Below are 17,498 nucleotides of genomic sequence, written 5' to 3'. Positions count from 1 at the left end.
GTCGAAGGAATCTGAAGATGTCTGAACCACGTTTCGTCCACCTACGGGTGCACAGCGACTACTCCATGATCGATGGGCTGGCGAAAACCGGGCCGCTGGTAAAAAAGGCGGCCGCGTTAGGCATGCCTGCGCTGGCGATCACCGATTTTACCAACCTGTGTGGTCTGGTGAAGTTTTACGGAGCGGGCCACGGTGCGGGTATCAAGCCGATAGTTGGCGCAGATTTTCATGTCCGCAGTGAGCTGTTGGGCGATGAACTCACGCAGCTCACCGTGCTGGCCGCAAATAATACCGGCTATCAGAACCTGACGTTGTTGATTTCGAAAGCCTATCAGCGCGGCTATGGCGCAGAAGGACCGGTTATCGACCGGGACTGGTTGGTCGAGCTAAAAGAAGGTTTGATTTTGCTCTCCGGCGGTCGCATGGGCGATGTCGGACGCAGCCTGCTGCGCGGCAATAGCGCACTGGTTGACGAGTGCGTGGCGTTTTACGAAGAACATTTTCCCAATTGCTATTTCCTCGAATTGATTCGCACCGGCAGGCAAGATGAAGAAAATTATCTGCACGCAGCCGTAGCACTGGCCGAAACGCGTGGTCTACCGGTGGTGGCGACTAACGATGTCCGCTTCCTGGAAACCGGAGATTTCGACGCACATGAAATCCGCGTAGCGATCCACGACGGGTTCACCCTTGATGACCCGAAACGCCCGCGTAACTATTCGCCGCAGCAATACATGCGCAGCGAAGATGAGATGTGCGAGCTGTTCTCGGATATTCCGGAAGCACTGCAAAACACTGTCGAGATAGCCAAACGCTGCAACGTGACGGTGCGTCTGGGCGAATATTTCCTGCCGCAGTTCCCGACCGGCGATATGACCACCGAGGATTTCCTCGTGGCGAAATCACGCGAAGGTCTGGAAGAACGTCTCGAATTTTTGTTCCCTGACCCTGAAGTTCGTGCGCAGAAGCGCCCGCCTTACGATGAACGTCTGGAAGTTGAACTTAAAGTTATCAACCAGATGGGATTCCCTGGCTACTTCCTGATCGTTATGGAATTTATCCAGTGGTCGAAAGATAACGGCGTACCGGTAGGCCCGGGACGTGGTTCCGGCGCTGGCTCACTTGTCGCCTATGCGCTGAAAATTACCGATCTCGATCCGCTGGAATTTGACCTGCTGTTCGAACGTTTCCTTAACCCGGAACGTGTCTCAATGCCCGACTTCGACGTTGACTTCTGTATGGAGAAACGCGACCAGGTTATCGAGCACGTGGCGGAAATGTACGGTCGTGATGCGGTTTCGCAGATTATTACCTTTGGTACGATGGCTGCAAAAGCAGTTATCCGCGACGTGGGCCGTGTGCTGGGGCATCCGTACGGTTTCGTTGACCGTATTTCGAAACTGGTGCCGCCCGATCCGGGCATGACGCTGGCAAAAGCCTTTGAAGCCGAACCGCAACTGCCGGAAATCTATGAGGCAGATGAAGAGGTTAAAGCGCTGATCGATATGGCGCGTAAGCTGGAAGGCGTCACGCGTAACGCCGGTAAGCACGCCGGTGGTGTGGTTATCGCACCGACAAAAATTACTGATTTTGCGCCGCTGTACTGCGATGAACAGGGGCTGCACCCGGTTACTCAGTTTGATAAGAACGACGTGGAATATGCCGGTCTTGTGAAGTTCGACTTCCTCGGCCTGCGTACGCTCACCATCATCAACTGGGCGCTGGAAATGATCAACGCGCGCCGTGAAAAGAACGGTGAGCCACCGCTGGATATTGCGGCTATCCCGCTGGATGACAAGAAAAGCTTCGATATGCTGCAACGCTCGGAGACCACGGCTGTCTTCCAGCTTGAATCCCGCGGTATGAAAGACCTGATCAAACGTCTGCAGCCTGACTGCTTCGAAGACATGATCGCACTGGTGGCTCTGTTCCGCCCTGGTCCGCTACAGTCGGGGATGGTAGATAACTTTATCGACCGTAAGCATGGTCGCGAAGAGATTTCCTACCCGGACGTACAATGGCAGCATGAGTGTCTGAAACCGGTACTGGAGCCGACCTACGGCATTATCCTGTATCAGGAACAGGTTATGCAGATTGCCCAGGAGTTGTCCGGGTACACCCTTGGCGGCGCGGATATGCTGCGTCGTGCGATGGGTAAGAAAAAGCCGGAAGAGATGGCTAAGCAGCGCGGCACCTTTGAAGAAGGGGCGAAAAAGCGCGGCGTAGACGGCGAACTGGCGATGAAAATCTTTGACCTGGTGGAGAAATTCGCCGGTTACGGATTTAACAAATCGCACTCCGCAGCCTATGCGCTCGTCTCTTACCAGACGCTGTGGCTGAAGGCGCATTATCCTGCTGAGTTTATGGCGGCGGTAATGACCGCCGATATGGATAACACTGAGAAAGTGGTCGGGCTGGTAGATGAATGCTGGCGTATGGGGCTCAAAATCCTGCCGCCGGACATCAACTCCGGGCTTTACCATTTTCACGTGAATGATGATGGCGAGATTGTTTATGGCATCGGCGCGATAAAAGGCGTGGGTGAAGGACCAATTGAAGCTATTATTGAGGCGCGTAACGAAGGCGGTTACTTCCGTGAGCTGTTTGATCTCTGTGCGCGCACGGATATCAAAAAACTTAACCGCCGGGTGCTGGAAAAGTTAATTATGTCCGGGGCGTTTGATCGCCTTGGCCCGCATCGTGCGGCGTTGATGAATTCGCTCAACGATGCGCTAAAAGCCGCCGATCAGCATGCAAAAGCCGAAGCCATCGGTCAGGCCGATATGTTTGGCGTGCTGGCGGAAGAACCGGAGCAAATTGAACAATCCTATGCCAGTTGCCAACCGTGGCCGGAGCAGGTGGTATTAGATGGTGAGCGTGAAACGTTGGGGCTTTACCTGACGGGACACCCCATCAACCAGTATTTAAAAGAAATTGAGCGCTATGTCGGAGGCTACAGGCTGAAAGACATGCATCCGACAGAACGTGGTAAAGTCACCACGGCTGCGGGGCTCGTCATTGCTGCGCGGGTAATGGTCACCAAGCGCGGCAATCGTATCGGCATCTGTACACTGGATGACCGTTCCGGACGTCTGGAAGTTATGTTGTTTACCGATGCTCTGGATAAATACCAGCAATTGCTGGAAAAAGACCGCATACTTATCGTCAGCGGACAGGTCAGCTTTGATGACTTCAGCGGCGGGCTTAAAATGATGGCCCGTGAAGTCATGGATATTGACGAAGCCCGGGAAAAATATGCTCGCGGGCTTGCTATCTCGCTGACGGACAGGCAAATTGATGACCAGCTTTTAAACCGACTCCGTCAGTCTCTGGAACCCCACCGCTCGGGGACAATTCCAGTACATCTCTACTATCAGAGGGCGGATGCACGTGCGCGGTTGCGTTTTGGCGCGACGTGGCGTGTCTCTCCGAGCGATCGTTTGCTAAACGATCTCCGTGGCCTTATTGGTTCGGAGCAGGTGGAACTGGAGTTTGACTAATACAGGAATACTATGAGTCTGAATTTCCTTGATTTTGAACAGCCGATTGCAGAGCTGGAAGCAAAAATCGATTCTTTGACTGCGGTTAGCCGTCAGGATGAGAAACTGGATATTAACATCGATGAAGAAGTGCATCGCCTGCGTGAAAAAAGCGTAGAACTGACGCGTAAAATCTTCGCCGATCTTGGCGCATGGCAGGTAGCCCAACTGGCGCGCCATCCACAGCGTCCGTACACCCTGGATTATGTCCGCCTGGCGTTTGATGAATTTGATGAGCTGGCGGGCGATCGTGCCTATGCGGATGATAAAGCTATTGTCGGCGGTATCGCGCGTCTGGATGGCCGTCCGGTGATGATCATTGGTCATCAGAAAGGCCGTGAGACCAAAGAAAAGATTCGCCGTAATTTCGGCATGCCAGCGCCGGAAGGCTATCGCAAAGCGCTGCGTCTGATGGAAATGGCCGAGCGTTTCAACATGCCGATCATTACCTTCATCGACACCCCAGGGGCTTACCCGGGCGTGGGCGCGGAAGAGCGTGGTCAGTCAGAAGCGATCGCGCGCAACCTGCGTGAAATGTCGCGTCTGAGCGTACCGGTAATCTGTACCGTTATCGGTGAAGGTGGTTCCGGTGGCGCGCTGGCGATCGGTGTAGGCGATAAAGTGAATATGCTGCAATACAGCACCTATTCCGTTATCTCCCCGGAAGGTTGTGCTTCAATTCTGTGGAAAAGCGCCGACAAAGCACCGCTGGCCGCAGAAGCGATGGGAATTGTTGCCCCGCGTCTGAAAGAGCTGAAGCTTATCGACTCTATCATTCCGGAACCGTTAGGCGGCGCACACCGCAATCCGGAAGTGATGGCTGCGTCCCTGAAAGCACAGCTGCTGGCCGATCTCGCCGATCTCGACGTGTTAAGCAAAGACGATCTGAAAAACCGTCGTTACCAGCGCCTGATGAGCTACGGTTACGCGTAAACTGCATTAATTCCGAAAAGGGCCGCAACGTTGTGGCCCTTTTTTTTACCTGCGGTTTGACCAGGCTATGATTAACTAAGGTTTTTCCAGGAGGAACGCATGAATATCATTGCCATCATGGGACCGCATGGCGTCTTTTATAAAGATGAGCCCATCAAGGAACTTGAGCGTGCGCTGCAACAGCAGGGATTTCAGATTATCTGGCCGCAGAATAGCGTTGACCTGCTGAAGTTTATCGAACATAACCCGCGAATTTGCGGCGTCATTTTTGACTGGGATGAATATAGCCTGGAGCTGTGCAGTGACATCAACCAGCTCAACGAGTATCTCCCGCTCTACGCCTTTATTAATACCCATTCGACGATGGATGTCAGTGCGCACGACCTGCGTATGGCGCTGTGGTTTTTTGAGTATGCGCTGGGTCAGTCTGAAGATATTGCCACCCGCATCCGTCAGTACACCAGCGAATACCTCGATAACATCACGCCTCCGTTCACCAAGGCGCTGTTTACCTATGTGAAGGAAGGAAAGTATACCTTCTGTACGCCCGGGCACATGGCGGGTACGGCGTACCAGAAAAGCCCGGTCGGCTGCCTGTTCTATGATTTCTTTGGCGGCAATACGCTGAAAGCCGACGTGTCCATTTCCGTAACCGAACTGGGTTCATTGCTTGATCATACCGGACCACACCTCGAAGCGGAGGAGTACATCGCTCGCACCTTTGGTGCTGAGCAGAGCTATATGGTGACCAACGGCACCTCGACATCGAACAAGATTGTCGGCATGTATGCTGCGCCTGCAGGCAGTACGTTACTGATTGACCGCAACTGCCATAAGTCGCTGGCGCATTTGCTGATGATGAGCGATGTGGTGCCAATCTGGCTGAAGCCTACGCGTAACGCGTTGGGAATCCTCGGCGGTATACCCCGTCGGGAATTTACCCGCGCAAGTATTGAACGCAAGGTAGAAGAGACGACTCAGGCGCAATGGCCGATACACGCGGTGATCACCAACTCCACCTATGACGGGCTGCTTTATAACACCAACTGGATCAAGCAAACCCTGGATGTGCCCTCCATCCATTTTGATTCAGCCTGGGTGCCGTATACCCATTTTCATCCGATCTATCAGGGAAAAAGCGGGATGAGCGGCGAACGGGTACCGGGAAAGCTGATTTTTGAAACCCAGTCCACCCACAAGATGCTGGCGGCGTTGTCACAGGCTTCGCTGATCCACATTAAGGGTGACTATGATGAAGACACGTTTAACGAAGCCTTTATGATGCATACCTCCACGTCTCCGAGCTATCCGATTGTGGCGTCGATAGAAACGGCGGCGGCAATGCTGCGTGGCAATTCCGGCAAGCGGTTAATCAATCGTTCGGTGGAACGGGCGTTGCATTTCCGTAAAGAAGTGCAGCGTCTGCGCGAAGAGTCGGATGGCTGGTTCTTTGATATCTGGCAGCCGGAAAAGGTCGATGAAGCAGAATGTTGGCCGGTAGCGCCAGGTGAAGACTGGCACGGATTTAATGATGCTGATGCCGACCACATGTTCCTCGACCCGGTGAAGGTCACGATTCTGACGCCGGGAATGGATGAACAGGGAAATATGAGCGAAGAGGGGATCCCCGCGGCGCTGGTGGCGAAATTCCTTGATGAACGCGGCGTCGTCGTCGAAAAAACGGGACCGTATAACCTGTTGTTCCTGTTCAGTATTGGCATTGATAAAACCCGGGCGATGGGGCTGCTACGTGGCCTGACGGAATTTAAGCGCTCGTACGATCTGAATTTACGCGTGAAAAATATGCTGCCGGATCTGTATGCTGAAGATCCCGATTTCTATCGCAATATGCGTATTCAGGATCTGGCACAGGGGATCCATAAGCTGATCCGCCAGCACGATCTCTCCGGACTGATGCTGCGGGCATTTGATACCTTGCCGGAAATGAAAATGACACCGCACCAGGCCTGGCAGCGGCAGATCAAAGGTGAGGTGGAAACCGTGGCGCTTGATCAACTGGTAGGACGCGTGTCCGCCAATATGATCCTGCCTTATCCTCCCGGCGTGCCGCTCTTGATGCCCGGGGAAATGATCACTGCTAAAAGCCGGGCTGTCCTCGATTTTCTTCTGATGCTGTGTTCAGTGGGGCAGCGCTACCCGGGATTTGAAACCGATATCCATGGCGCTAAACTGGGCGAGGATGGTGTGTATCGCGTGAGAGTCTTAAAAATGGCATAACGACTTGCCTGACCCTAAGACGTACGAGTAACGTGCTGAGAGAAAAATGAAAGAGGCGATGACGCTATGCTGGGATTAAAACAGGTTCACCATATTGCCATTATTGCGACGGACTACGCGGCGAGTAAGGCATTTTACTGCGATGTGCTTGGCTTTACACTGATGAGCGAAGCCTATCGGGAAGAGAGAGACTCGTGGAAAGGCGATCTGGCATTGAACGGCCAGTATGTGATTGAGCTTTTTTCTTTCCCGTTTCCACCTTGCCGTCCGAGCCGACCGGAAGCCTGCGGTTTGCGTCATCTGGCGTTCAGTGTGGAGGATGTGGAAAAGTCGATCGCGCATCTGGAAGCACACCACGTGAAGTGTGAATCCATACGTATCGATCCATTTACAGGTAAACGCTTTACGTTTTTCAACGATCCGGACGGATTGCCCCTCGAACTGTACGAGATGTAAGGCTTGTCATTGTGGTGTTAGCCCGGTAACGTGCCGGGCAATGCCATTGTAAGTAACCATCATGACGACACTCACGCTGAACACTTCACTGCTGAATTTTCAATCGATTCTGGTCGCCTTTAGCGGCGGGCTGGATTCCACCGTATTGCTGCATCAACTGGTGCAGTGGCGAGTGCAGCATCCTGAGGTCGCTTTACGCGCAATCCATATTCATCACGGATTAAGCCCACATGCAGACAGTTGGGTGCAGCACTGTGAGTCAGTATGTATGCAGTGGCAGGTGCCGCTGGTGGTTGAGCGGGTACACCTTGAGGATGATGGTCTGGGCATCGAAGCTCAGGCACGACGCGCGCGCTATCAGGCATTTGCGCAGACCTTACTACCGGGCGAGGTGCTGATGACCGCCCAGCATCTCGATGACCAGTGTGAAACCTTTTTGCTGGCGCTTAAGCGCGGTAGTGGTCCTGCCGGACTTTCCGCCATGGGCGAAAACTCACCGTTCGCCGGAACCCAGCTGATTCGACCGCTGCTGGCGCAAACGCGAGAGGCGCTAGAAGCATGGGCGCGGCAGCATGAATTATGCTGGATTGAAGATGAAAGCAATCAGGATGATACCTACGATCGCAATTTCCTCAGATTGCGCGTTACCCCATTGCTGCAACAGCGCTGGCCGCACTTCGCGCAAGCCGTAGCTCGCAGCGCCGCGCTGTGTGCTGAGCAGGAGAGTTTACTGGATGAACTGCTGGCCAGCGATTTAGCCGATTGCATCACAGCCCACGGCACATTGTTACTGGTACCGTTAATGATGGTGAGCGACGTGCGTCGTGCCGCGCTGCTTCGTCGCTGGCTGGCGGGGTTAAATGCGCCGATGCCTTCTCGTGATGGACTGGAACGTATCTGGCAGGAAGTGGCGCTGGCGCGGGAAGATGCCTCACCCTGTTTTCGCCTTGGGGAGTATGAGGTCCGTCGTTATCAGTCACAGCTGTGGTGGGTGAAGTCAGTCGATGGGCAAAGCGAAACCGTTATCCCATGGTTAGAGTGGAAAACACCGTTGGCGCTGCCTGCCGGATTGGGTTCGGTTCAGTTAATCTCTGCGGGTGAATTGCGCATGCCGCAAGAGGATGAAACCGTCAGCATTCGTTTCAAAGCACCAGGCTTATTGCATATTGTCGGGCGTAACGGTGGACGGAAATTAAAGAAAATCTGGCAGGAGCAGGGGATCCCGCCCTGGCGACGAGATACCACACCGCTGCTGTTTTACGGCGAAACGTTGATTGCGGCTGCGGGTATTTTCGTGACGCGTGAGGGAGCGGCGGAAGATGAAGAAGGCGTGAGTCTGGTTTGGCGTGGAAAGTAGGCCGGATAAGATGCTTTGCACCGTCATCCGGCACCAAAATAATCAGGATTCGCTGACCACCACAGTACCGATCTGCGGGTGGCTGAAGCTGGCAATTTTGTCGAGGCGAAGCTCCCGGGTTTCACCTGCGACATCTGCGACCAGATACTCCACGTTTTTGCGTGAAACCAGGTCGTTCGCTTTCGCCTGCAAAACTTCGCCATCTTTTAACGCCAGCGTCAGTAACAAATGGTGCTGGCAGGCGAGTTCAAGATTGTCGTAATCATCGCAGTTGATGGGTTGATACGTTTCATTCATTGACATAATCGCTCACCAGTAAGTTCGCGGCAGCATAGGCCGCTTTTTCCCTGACCGACTCTGGAAGGGCGCTGTCTGCCGCCACTTCATTAAGCACCTTCAATACGCAACCCAGCGCATCCGGGATATACCCTAAGTCTCCGCTGGCGATTTCCGCGTACCGCTTGCGTATTAACTCACAATATTTTTCCACATGCCCTCCTGTCAGCACTCTGACTTAACCGTGGATGCAAGTCTAAGCCTACGAAGATAAACTCTGTTTAGCAAGGTGACTATACCATACTCATTCAAGCAATATCAGCGTCTTGATAGATGAGCAGTTAGCAGCCTTTTGCCGCAGTTTTCGCTACAATGTGCGCCTGATTCGAAAGGAGTTCTCCCATGGCGCTTAAAGCGACAATTTATAAAGCCGTCGTCAACGTAGCGGATCTTGACCGCAACCAGTTTCTTGACGCGGCCTTGACGCTGGCGCGTCACCCCTCTGAAACCCAGGAGCGCATGATGCTGCGCCTGCTTGCCTGGATTAAATATGCCGATGAGCGGCTGCAGTTCACGCGTGGCCTGAGCGCGGAAGACGAGCCTGAAGCATGGCTGCGTAACGACCATCTGGGCATCGATCTTTGGATTGAGTTGGGTCTGCCGGATGAGCGCCGTATCAAGAAAGCCTGTACCCAGTCTGGTGAGGTTGCTCTGTTTGCCTACAACAGCCGTGCGGCTCAGATCTGGTGGCAGCAAAACCAGAACAAATGTGCGCAGTTTAAAAATCTCACCGTGTGGTATCTGGATGATGAACAGCTGGCGCAACTGAGTGATTTTGCTGGTCGTACAATGGCGCTGCAGGCGACTATTCAGGACGGCGCTATTTGGCTGTCCGACTCTCAGAACAATCTGGAAATTCATCTGACCGCGTGGCAGCCGCGTTCATGATTGTTCTCTCCCGAAACGTCTCTATCCCTGATAATGAGCTGGAAATCACGGCGATTCGGGCACAAGGCGCGGGTGGTCAGCACGTTAACAAGACCTCGACGGCTATCCATTTGCGCTTTGACATTCGGGCCTCGAGCCTGCCAGAGTATTACAAGGAACGCCTGCTGGCTGCCAGCCATCATCTGATTAGCGGCGATGGCATTATTATCATTAAGGCGCAGGAATACCGTAGCCAGGAGCTCAATCGGGAAGCGGCAATCTCCCGACTGGTGGCGGTGATAAAAGAATTAACCGCGGTGCAAAAAAGCCGACAGGCAACTCGCCCTACGCGCGCCTCGAAAGAGCGCAGGTTGTCATCGAAGGCGCAAAAGTCCACAGTGAAAGCACTGCGTGGGAGAGTTCGTCGAACGCAAGACTGACGAGCGGGAATAAAAATTTATAAGGAATTGATAGTGAAAACAGCAATATTGTCCGTAGTCGCTGCCTGCACGCTTTTTTCCTTGATCGGCTGTAATAACCGTACTGAAGTTGAAGTACTACAGCCGACGCGGGCGGCAGAATTAAAACCGATGCAGCAAAGCTGGCGTGGCATCTTACCTTGTGCGGACTGCGAAGGGATTGAAACCTCTCTGTTTCTGGAAAAAGACGGTACATGGGTGATGAACGAACGCTATCAGGGCGTACGGGATGAACCGTCTTCGTTTGCCTCTTATGGCACATGGGCGCGTACAGCCGACAAACTGGTGCTGACCGACAGCAAAGGTGAGAAGTCGTACTACCGGGCTAAAGGCGAGGCGCTGGAAATGCTCGATCGTGAAGGTAACCCGATTGAGTCACAGTTTAACTACACGCTCCAGCCGGTTTCCGCCAGCTTACCGGTGACGCCAATGCCGATGCGAGGCATGTATTTCTATATGGCTGACGCGGCAATCTTTACCGACTGCGCAACGGGTAAACGGATGCCGGTGGCGAATAACGCTCAGCTTGAACGCGACTATTTAGCCGCTCGTGCGGAAAACGGACAGTCCGTACTGCTGACGCTTGAGGCGCATTTCACGTTGGAGTCAAACCCGGATACGGGTGAGAAAGTGAAAACGTTGATGGCGGATAAAGACGCGAAATTTATCCCTGGTAAAGCGTGTAATTAATCGATAGAAAAAAGGCCCTGATAATCAGGGCCTTTTTGTTGGTATTAGCCTTTAATGGCTTTGACCAGGAAGTCGATGATGTCGCCGGTTTTAATCAGCTCTTTCTCGCCGTTACGACGGTATTTGTATTCGATATCGTCGTTATCGAGGTTACGGTCGCCCAGCACGATGGTGTGTGGGATACCGATCAGTTCCATATCGGCAAACATCACGCCCGGACGCTCTTTACGATCGTCCATCAGCACTTCGATACCCTGCGCGCGCAGCTCAGCGTACAGCTTTTCAGCCAGCTCCTGCACACGGTAGGATTTGTGCATGTTCATCGGCAGAATAGCGACCTGGAACGGGGCAATGGCATCTGGCCATACGATGCCACGATCGTCAAAGTTCTGTTCAATAGCCGCGGCAACCACGCGAGTGACCCCGATACCGTAACAGCCCATAGTCAGCGTCTGGTTACGGCCATCTTCGCCCTGAACAGCGGCTTTCATCGCTTCAGAGTACTTGGTACCCAACTGGAAGATGTGGCCGACTTCGATACCGCGTTTGATCATCAGCGTACCTTTGCCGTCCGGGCTAGGATCGCCGGCGACCACGTTACGGATGTCAGCAACTTCCGGGGTGGCCACATCGCGATCCCAGTTGATACCGAAATAGTGTTTACCGTCGATGTTGGCACCGGCAGCGAAATCGCTCATTACTGCAACGGTACGGTCGATAACCACCGGAATTGGCATATTCACCGGACCGAGCGAGCCAGGACCTGCTTTTACCAGCGCACGAATTTCTTCTTCGGTGGCAAAGGTCAGTGGGCTGGCAACCTGCGGCAGTTTTTCTGCTTTGACTTCGTTCAGCTCGTGATCGCCACGAACCAGCAGGGCGACCAGCGGGTAGCTGCTGCCTTCAACCGCTTTCACCAGCAGGGTTTTCACGGTTTTTTCGATAGGCAGGTTGAACTGCTCAACCAGTTCGGCGATGGTTTTAGCGTTCGGCGTATCTACCAGCGTCATTTCCTGGGTTGCTGCCGCGCGCGGCTCTTTCGGCGCAACGGCTTCGGCGAATTCGATGTTCGCCGCATAGTCGGAAGAGTCGGAGAAGATCACATCGTCTTCGCCGCTCTGCGCCAGCACCTGGAATTCGTGAGAGGCGCTGCCGCCAATAGAACCGGTATCCGCTTGTACTGCACGGAAATCCAGCCCCATACGGCTGAAGATTTTGCTATACGCAGCGTACATCGCGTCGTAGGTTTCCTGTAGGGATTCCTGAGAGGTGTGGAAAGAGTAGGCATCTTTCATCAGGAATTCGCGGGAGCGCATTACGCCGAAGCGCGGACGGACTTCGTCACGGAATTTGGTCTGGATCTGATAGAAGTTCAGCGGCAGCTGTTTGTAAGAGCTCAGCTCGTTACGGATCAGGTCGGTGATCACTTCTTCATGCGTTGGGCCGAGGACGAACGAACGATCGCCACGGTCAGCAATACGCAGCAGTTCCGGGCCGTATTGTTCCCAACGGCCGCTCTCTTCCCACAGTTCAGAAGGCTGAACGACCGGCATCAACACCTCGATCGCACCGGCGTTGTTCATCTCTTCACGCACGATGTTTTCGACTTTTTTCAGGACGCGCACGCCGGTCGGCAGCCAGGTATATAACCCGGAGGCCAGCTTGCGGATCATCCCGGCGCGCAGCATCAGCTGGTGGCTGATGACTTCGGCGTCGGCAGGTGTCTCCTTCAGAGTGGAGAGCAGATATTGGCTAGTACGCATGTTGTTACGGTTCCAGTTGAACGATCGAACAGGCTCAAAACGAGCCTGGCACAAAACAAAAGTGGTTTAGTTTACCAGCGAGAAAGGGATGTCAAAAGAGTACGCGACGCAAATTAGCGGGCTTCCAGAGCAAAGACCTCAAATCCTGACGGCGTGACGCGCCAGCGGACGTTAAAGTCCAGCAGCCAGACGGCGTAGGTTTTGCCTTCTTCCTCGTTTTTACGGTAGGCAGGACGCGGATCCTGCGCCAGCACTTCGGCAATAAACTGACGAAGATGCGGGTAACGTTGTTCGAGCTTCGGTAGCTGCTCCGCGAGATCTTCACTGAACGTCACGTCTACGCTGGCCTGGGGGGCATCCTGAGCATAGCTGGCACGAGCATCGGGTAACGATTCGGCAAACGGCAGATACGGTTTTATATCTACGACTGGCGTGCCATCAACGAGATCCAGCCCACCGAGTTCGAGGATCACGTGCTCTTTATGGCAGCGGATGCCCCGTAGCTCAACCAACGACATGCCAACAGGGTTAGGACGAAACGTTGAACGCGTGGCAAAGACACCCATTCTGGCGTTGCCGCCAAGGCGGGGAGGGCGCACGGTCGGACGCCATCCACCTTCCATTGTCTGATGAAAAACAAAAATCACCCATAAATGACTGAAGGCTTCCAGGCCGCGAACGGCATCGGCCTGATTATAAGGTGCGAGCAAATGCAGTTCACCGCTGGCGCTTTTCACCAGACCGGGCTGGCGTGGAACGGCGAACTTTTCTTTATAAGGTGAGCGGATAACGCCTATTTGCTCGAACTGAAAATGGCTCATTTCGCCGAAATGTTCAGTGCAGAACCGATACAAACCGCCTGGCGATAGCAACCCGGCGTTCCGCTGGTCACTTCGCAACTGTGCAGCAATACCGCATTAGCTTTCATTTTTGATGCGTTAATCTGCATGCGTTTGCGTGCGGTTGGAATGCTCGGAGGGGAATCCTGGTTTGAAGCCTGGCAGGATTCACCGCTAACTTCGCCAAGATCGCGGAACGGTTTGCCTACTAAATCTTCAGCGTTAGTAATGATTCTTACCGGCGTAGCGCGCGGTGCTTTCGGTTTTTCCGGCTCCGCTTTCGGCGGGGTTGCGGTGCTTTGAACGGGTTCAACAGGGGATCTGCTTAACATAGAACAGCCGCTCAGCAAGAGTGCTACTAAACAGATCGGTAAAGCACGCATAATATTTCCTCAATGAATGATCTAAACGTCAGATATTGAATCAGGTGCTTGCATAAATGACAAGACGGGCAAGCGCCCGTCCTGATGATATTACAGATTCTGTAAACAGCCTAAAATTACCAGCCCTTAACAGCACCGCCGTTGAAGACTTTGTTTGCTGCTTCGTACACTTCGTCAGACTGGTATGCTTCAACGAATTTCTTCACGTTCTCAGCATCTTTATTGTCTTCACGAGTCACAATCAGGTTTACGTACGGGGAATCTTTATCTTCAACAAAGATCCCGTCTTTTGCCGGAGTCAGGCCGATCTGGCTGGCGTAGGTGGTGTTGATGACCGCCAGTGCGATTTGTGCATCGTCCAGGGAACGTGGCAGTTGCGGTGCTTCAAGTTCAACCAGCTTCAGGTTTTTCGGGTTTTCAATCACGTCCAGCGCGGTCGGCAGCAGGCCAACACCGTCTTTCAGTTTGATTAAGCCCACTTTTTGCAGCAGCAGCAAGGAACGACCAAGGTTAGTCGGGTCGTTTGGAATCGCGACCTGGGAACCGTCCTGCAGCTCATCCAGTGATTTGATTTTTTTGGAGTAGCCCGCAATCGGGTAAACAAAAGTATTGCCTACAGCAACCAGCTTGTAACCGCGATCTTTGATCTGCTGGTCCAGGTATGGTTTGTGCTGGAAGGCGTTAGCATCGATATCGCCTTTGCTCAGCGCTTCGTTAGGCAGAACGTAATCGTTAAACGTGACCAGCTCAACGTCCAGACCGTATTTTTCTTTTGCTACTTTCTGCGCGACTTCTGCAACCTGCTGCTCTGCGCCAACAATAACGCCCACTTTGATGTGATTAGGATCTTTTTCATCCTGACCGCAACCCACAAGTGCCAGAGAACCGATCAGGGCTCCAACTGCCGCAAAGGTTTTGAATTTGAACGCCATGCTTATTTCCTTTTCTTAATGAGTTTTTAGTGTTGTGTGCAACGTTATTTGTGCGTGACAGCCCGGACGATGCGATCGCCGGATAACTGAATTAAATAAACCAGAACGACGAGCAATACCAGTACTGTATTCATTACGGTAGCGTTGTAACCAATATAGCCGTACTGATAGCCAATCTGTCCAAGACCACCGGCACCGACGGCACCGCCCATCGCGGAGTAACCAACCAGCGTGATAAGGGTGATGGTGGCCGCATTGACCAGTCCTGGCAGCGCTTCTGGCAGTAATACCTTACGTACAATTTGCAGCGGCGTGGCGCCCATCGCACGAGAGGCTTCTATCAGCCCGGTCGGGATTTCGAGCAGCGCGTTTTCCACCATACGGGCGATAAACGGCGCGGCACCGACGGTCAGCGGAACGATAGCTGCCTGCAGTCCGATAGAGGTGCCTACGATCATGCGGGTGAACGGAATCATCCACACCAGTAAGATGATGAACGGGATGGAACGGAAAATGTTCACCAGCGCAGAGAGCGTACGGTAGAGCTTCGCGTTCTCAATAATTTGCCCCGGACGCGTTACGTACAGCAACACGCCGACCGGCAGACCAATCACAAAGCCAAAAAAACCGGACACAAAGGTCATTGCCAGCGTTTCCCATACGCCGCGAACCAGCAGCCACATCATCGGCTCAGACATAACCCAGTACCTCTACTTTTACATGGTGTTCCTGCAACCAACTGATGGCTGCTTGTGTATCTTCCTGTGTGCCGTGCATTTCAGTCAGCATGATGCCGAACTTTACACCGCCGGCGTAATCCATCTGCGCGCTAATAATGTTGTTATTCACATTAAAGCGACGGGCCGTCTCAGAAAGCAGCGGTGCATCGACCGAATGACCGGTGAATTCCATACGCAGCATCGGCACGCTGTCTGCTTCCGGCTCCGCTTTTAAACGTTCCAGATAATCTTCCGGAATATCCAGGTGCAGCGTGGACTGGATAAATTTCTGTGCCAGCGGCGTTTTCGGGTGTGAGAACACTTCACTAACGGTGTCTTGCTCAATCAGTTCACCATTACTGATGACCGCCACGCAGTCACAAATACGTTTTACAACGTCCATCTCGTGAGTAATCAGCAGAATGGTGAGTCCCAGACGACGATTAATATCTTTCAATAATTCCAGAATCGAGCGTGTCGTTGCCGGATCGAGTGCGCTGGTGGCTTCATCGCACAGCAACACTTTGGGATTACTTGCCAGCGCACGGGCGATCGCCACACGCTGTTTTTGTCCACCGGAAAGGTTGGCCGGGTAGCTATCGTGCTTGTCTCCAAGACCAACCAAATCTAACAGTTCTGTTACGCGGCGTTTGATCTCTTCTTTTGGCGTGTTATCCAGTTCCAGCGGTAGTGCGACGTTACCGAACACCGTACGGGAAGAGAGCAGGTTAAAGTGCTGAAAAATCATGCCGATTTGACGGCGAGCTTTAGTCAGCTCCGACTCAGAAAGCGTGGTCAGCTCCTGACCGCCAACCTGAACGCTGCCTTCGGTAGGGCGTTCGAGTAGGTTAACGCAGCGGATTAGCGTACTTTTACCGGCACCGGAGGCGCCAATAACGCCATAAATCTGCCCGGCAGGAACATGCAGGCTGACATTATTTAGCGCCTGAATGGTGCGAGTCCCCTGCTGGAACACTTTGGTGATATTCGAAAGTTTAATCATTGGTTATTTATTATCGTAATTAAGTTAGCCGTGGCATTTTCGTCTGTCAGGTACGGTCGAAGCCGTCAACAAGATGGATGTTAAGGCATCCAGACGTCTAAATCAATCGGGCTTTGCACGATGAGCACTTTCTTGCCCGCTGAAACATGCGATACTAGAGCCACATGCCTTATTCAGGAGCTATAAAAGGTGGCAAAGTCTGTACCCGCAATTTTTCTCGACCGTGACGGTACCATTAATGTGGACCACGGTTATGTACATGAGATCGACGAGTTTGAGTTTATCGACGGCGTTATTGATGCCATGCGTGAACTTAAAAAGATGGGTTACGCGCTTATTATCGTGACGAACCAGTCTGGTATCGCGCGTGGTAAATTTACTGAGGCGCAGTTTGAAACGTTGACCGAATGGATGGACTGGTCGCTGGCCGATCGCGACGTTGAGCTGGATGGTATCTACTACTGCCCGCATCACCCGCAGGGTACTGTAGAAGAGTATCGTCAGGCCTGCGACTGCCGTAAACCGCATCCTGGCATGTTTATCTCCGCCCGAGACTTCTTGCACATCGATATGGCCGCTTCTTATATGGTAGGCGACAAAATTGAAGATATGCAGGCGGCGGCAGCTGCGAATGTTGGCACGAAGGTATTGGTCCGCACAGGCAAACCCGTCACGCCGGAAGCAGAAAATGCGGCAGATTTGGTCATAAATAGTCTGGCAGACCTGCCAATGGCGATAAAAAAGCAGCAAAAGTAAGCGTTGTGGATAAAAGGTGAGCGGTTGAAACAAAAATGCATTTTTCCGCTTGTCTTCCTGAGTCGACTCCCTATAATGCGCCTCCATCGACACGGCGGATGTGAATCACTTCACACAAACAGCCGGTTGTTCGGTTGAAGAGAAAAACCTGAAAATGAGGGTTGACTCTGAAAGAGGAAAGCGTAATATACGCCACCTCGCGACAGAG

General features: G+C 53.0%; 17 protein-coding genes. 9 read left to right on the top strand and 8 right to left on the bottom strand.

Going from position 1 to position 17,498, the window contains the following annotated elements:
* The first annotated feature begins 17 nt into the window (after nucleotides 1-17).
* From dnaE to tilS, 5 genes are all read left to right on the top strand, one after another.
* Nucleotides 18-3,500 carry a DNA polymerase III subunit alpha gene (dnaE, locus tag OGY37_RS21985; protein WP_008786271.1) on the top strand — a complete coding sequence of 1,161 codons (3,483 nt, stop codon included), beginning with the start codon at nucleotides 18-20 and terminating at the stop codon, nucleotides 3,498-3,500.
* Between the two features lie 12 nt (nucleotides 3,501-3,512).
* On the top strand, nucleotides 3,513-4,472 hold the full coding sequence (gene accA, locus OGY37_RS21980; RefSeq protein WP_003829164.1) for an acetyl-CoA carboxylase carboxyl transferase subunit alpha: 960 nt from the start codon (nucleotides 3,513-3,515) through the stop codon (nucleotides 4,470-4,472).
* Nucleotides 4,473-4,571: 99 nt separating this feature from the next.
* Complete coding sequence (ldcC, locus tag OGY37_RS21975) at nucleotides 4,572-6,710, top strand: lysine decarboxylase LdcC (RefSeq protein ID WP_148362423.1); 2,139 nt, start codon at nucleotides 4,572-4,574, stop codon at nucleotides 6,708-6,710.
* 66 nt (nucleotides 6,711-6,776) lie between these two features.
* The gene (locus OGY37_RS21970; protein WP_008786273.1) at nucleotides 6,777-7,166 is read left to right on the top strand and encodes a VOC family protein; all 390 of its coding nucleotides are present in this window, start codon (nucleotides 6,777-6,779) and stop codon (nucleotides 7,164-7,166) included.
* Between the two features lie 61 nt (nucleotides 7,167-7,227).
* Nucleotides 7,228-8,523, top strand: coding sequence for a tRNA lysidine(34) synthetase TilS (gene tilS, locus OGY37_RS21965; RefSeq protein WP_148362422.1), 1,296 nt, complete (start codon nucleotides 7,228-7,230; stop codon nucleotides 8,521-8,523).
* A gap of 42 nt (nucleotides 8,524-8,565) precedes the next feature.
* On the opposite strand, the gene rof is transcribed toward tilS, so the two are convergent.
* Both rof and OGY37_RS21955 read right to left on the bottom strand, forming a co-directional pair.
* On the bottom strand, nucleotides 8,566-8,826 hold the full coding sequence (gene rof, locus OGY37_RS21960; RefSeq protein WP_003018503.1) for a Rho-binding antiterminator: 261 nt from the start codon (nucleotides 8,824-8,826) through the stop codon (nucleotides 8,566-8,568).
* Nucleotides 8,813-9,013, bottom strand: a complete 201-nt coding sequence (locus OGY37_RS21955) for a YaeP family protein (protein ID WP_003018499.1) — start codon at nucleotides 9,011-9,013, stop codon at nucleotides 8,813-8,815. The genes rof and OGY37_RS21955 overlap by 14 nt, the downstream gene beginning before the upstream one ends.
* Nucleotides 9,014-9,201: 188 nt before the next feature.
* On the opposite strand from OGY37_RS21955, the gene OGY37_RS21950 reads away from it, so the two are divergent.
* Genes OGY37_RS21950 through nlpE form a run of 3 tightly spaced genes read left to right on the top strand, consistent with a single transcriptional unit; the run spans nucleotide 9,202 to nucleotide 10,895 of the window.
* The gene (locus tag OGY37_RS21950; protein ID WP_003018497.1) at nucleotides 9,202-9,747 is read left to right on the top strand and encodes a YaeQ family protein; all 546 of its coding nucleotides are present in this window, start codon (nucleotides 9,202-9,204) and stop codon (nucleotides 9,745-9,747) included.
* Nucleotides 9,744-10,166, top strand: a complete 423-nt coding sequence (gene arfB, locus OGY37_RS21945) for an alternative ribosome rescue aminoacyl-tRNA hydrolase ArfB (protein WP_032942412.1) — start codon at nucleotides 9,744-9,746, stop codon at nucleotides 10,164-10,166. Before OGY37_RS21950 ends, arfB begins: the two co-directional genes overlap by 4 nt.
* Before the next feature lie 30 nt (nucleotides 10,167-10,196).
* Nucleotides 10,197-10,895: an envelope stress response activation lipoprotein NlpE gene (nlpE, locus tag OGY37_RS21940; RefSeq protein ID WP_085951559.1), complete on the top strand. Its 699-nt coding sequence runs from the start codon at nucleotides 10,197-10,199 to the stop codon at nucleotides 10,893-10,895.
* 44 nt (nucleotides 10,896-10,939) lie between these two features.
* Here nlpE and proS read toward each other — a convergent pair whose 3' ends face one another.
* From proS to metN, 6 genes are all read right to left on the bottom strand, one after another.
* Nucleotides 10,940-12,658 carry a proline--tRNA ligase gene (gene proS, locus OGY37_RS21935; protein ID WP_286621882.1) on the bottom strand — a complete coding sequence of 573 codons (1,719 nt, stop codon included), beginning with the start codon at nucleotides 12,656-12,658 and terminating at the stop codon, nucleotides 10,940-10,942.
* Between the two features lie 113 nt (nucleotides 12,659-12,771).
* Entirely contained in the window at nucleotides 12,772-13,479 is a 708-nt protein-coding gene (gene tsaA / locus OGY37_RS21930; protein WP_003829147.1) for a tRNA (N6-threonylcarbamoyladenosine(37)-N6)-methyltransferase TrmO, read from the bottom strand.
* Entirely contained in the window at nucleotides 13,476-13,880 is a 405-nt protein-coding gene (rcsF, locus tag OGY37_RS21925) for an envelope stress sensor lipoprotein RcsF (protein ID WP_003018477.1), read from the bottom strand. The genes tsaA and rcsF overlap by 4 nt, the downstream gene beginning before the upstream one ends.
* 116 nt (nucleotides 13,881-13,996) lie before the next feature.
* Nucleotides 13,997-14,812, bottom strand: a complete 816-nt coding sequence (gene metQ, locus OGY37_RS21920; RefSeq protein WP_003829145.1) for a methionine ABC transporter substrate-binding lipoprotein MetQ — start codon at nucleotides 14,810-14,812, stop codon at nucleotides 13,997-13,999.
* A 44-nt stretch (nucleotides 14,813-14,856) separates the two neighbouring features.
* A complete protein-coding gene (locus tag OGY37_RS21915; protein ID WP_003018471.1) occupies nucleotides 14,857-15,510 on the bottom strand; it encodes a methionine ABC transporter permease MetI in 654 nt (217 codons plus the stop codon).
* Nucleotides 15,503-16,534, bottom strand: coding sequence for a methionine ABC transporter ATP-binding protein MetN (metN, locus tag OGY37_RS21910; RefSeq protein WP_003829140.1), 1,032 nt, complete (start codon nucleotides 16,532-16,534; stop codon nucleotides 15,503-15,505). The genes OGY37_RS21915 and metN overlap by 8 nt, the downstream gene beginning before the upstream one ends.
* Before the next feature lie 189 nt (nucleotides 16,535-16,723).
* Here metN and gmhB point away from each other — a divergent pair, with 189 nt between their 5' ends.
* Nucleotides 16,724-17,290 carry a D-glycero-beta-D-manno-heptose 1,7-bisphosphate 7-phosphatase gene (gene gmhB, locus OGY37_RS21905; RefSeq protein WP_126319180.1) on the top strand — a complete coding sequence of 189 codons (567 nt, stop codon included), beginning with the start codon at nucleotides 16,724-16,726 and terminating at the stop codon, nucleotides 17,288-17,290.
* The last annotated feature ends 208 nt before the right edge of the window (nucleotides 17,291-17,498 follow it).

It is taken from the genome of Citrobacter sp. Cpo030 (assembly GCF_030333005.1).
GTDB lineage: Bacteria > Pseudomonadota > Gammaproteobacteria > Enterobacterales > Enterobacteriaceae > Citrobacter > Citrobacter portucalensis.
Note: the sequence above shows the minus strand (reverse complement) of the source record. Positions and strands in the feature narration are given on the sequence as shown.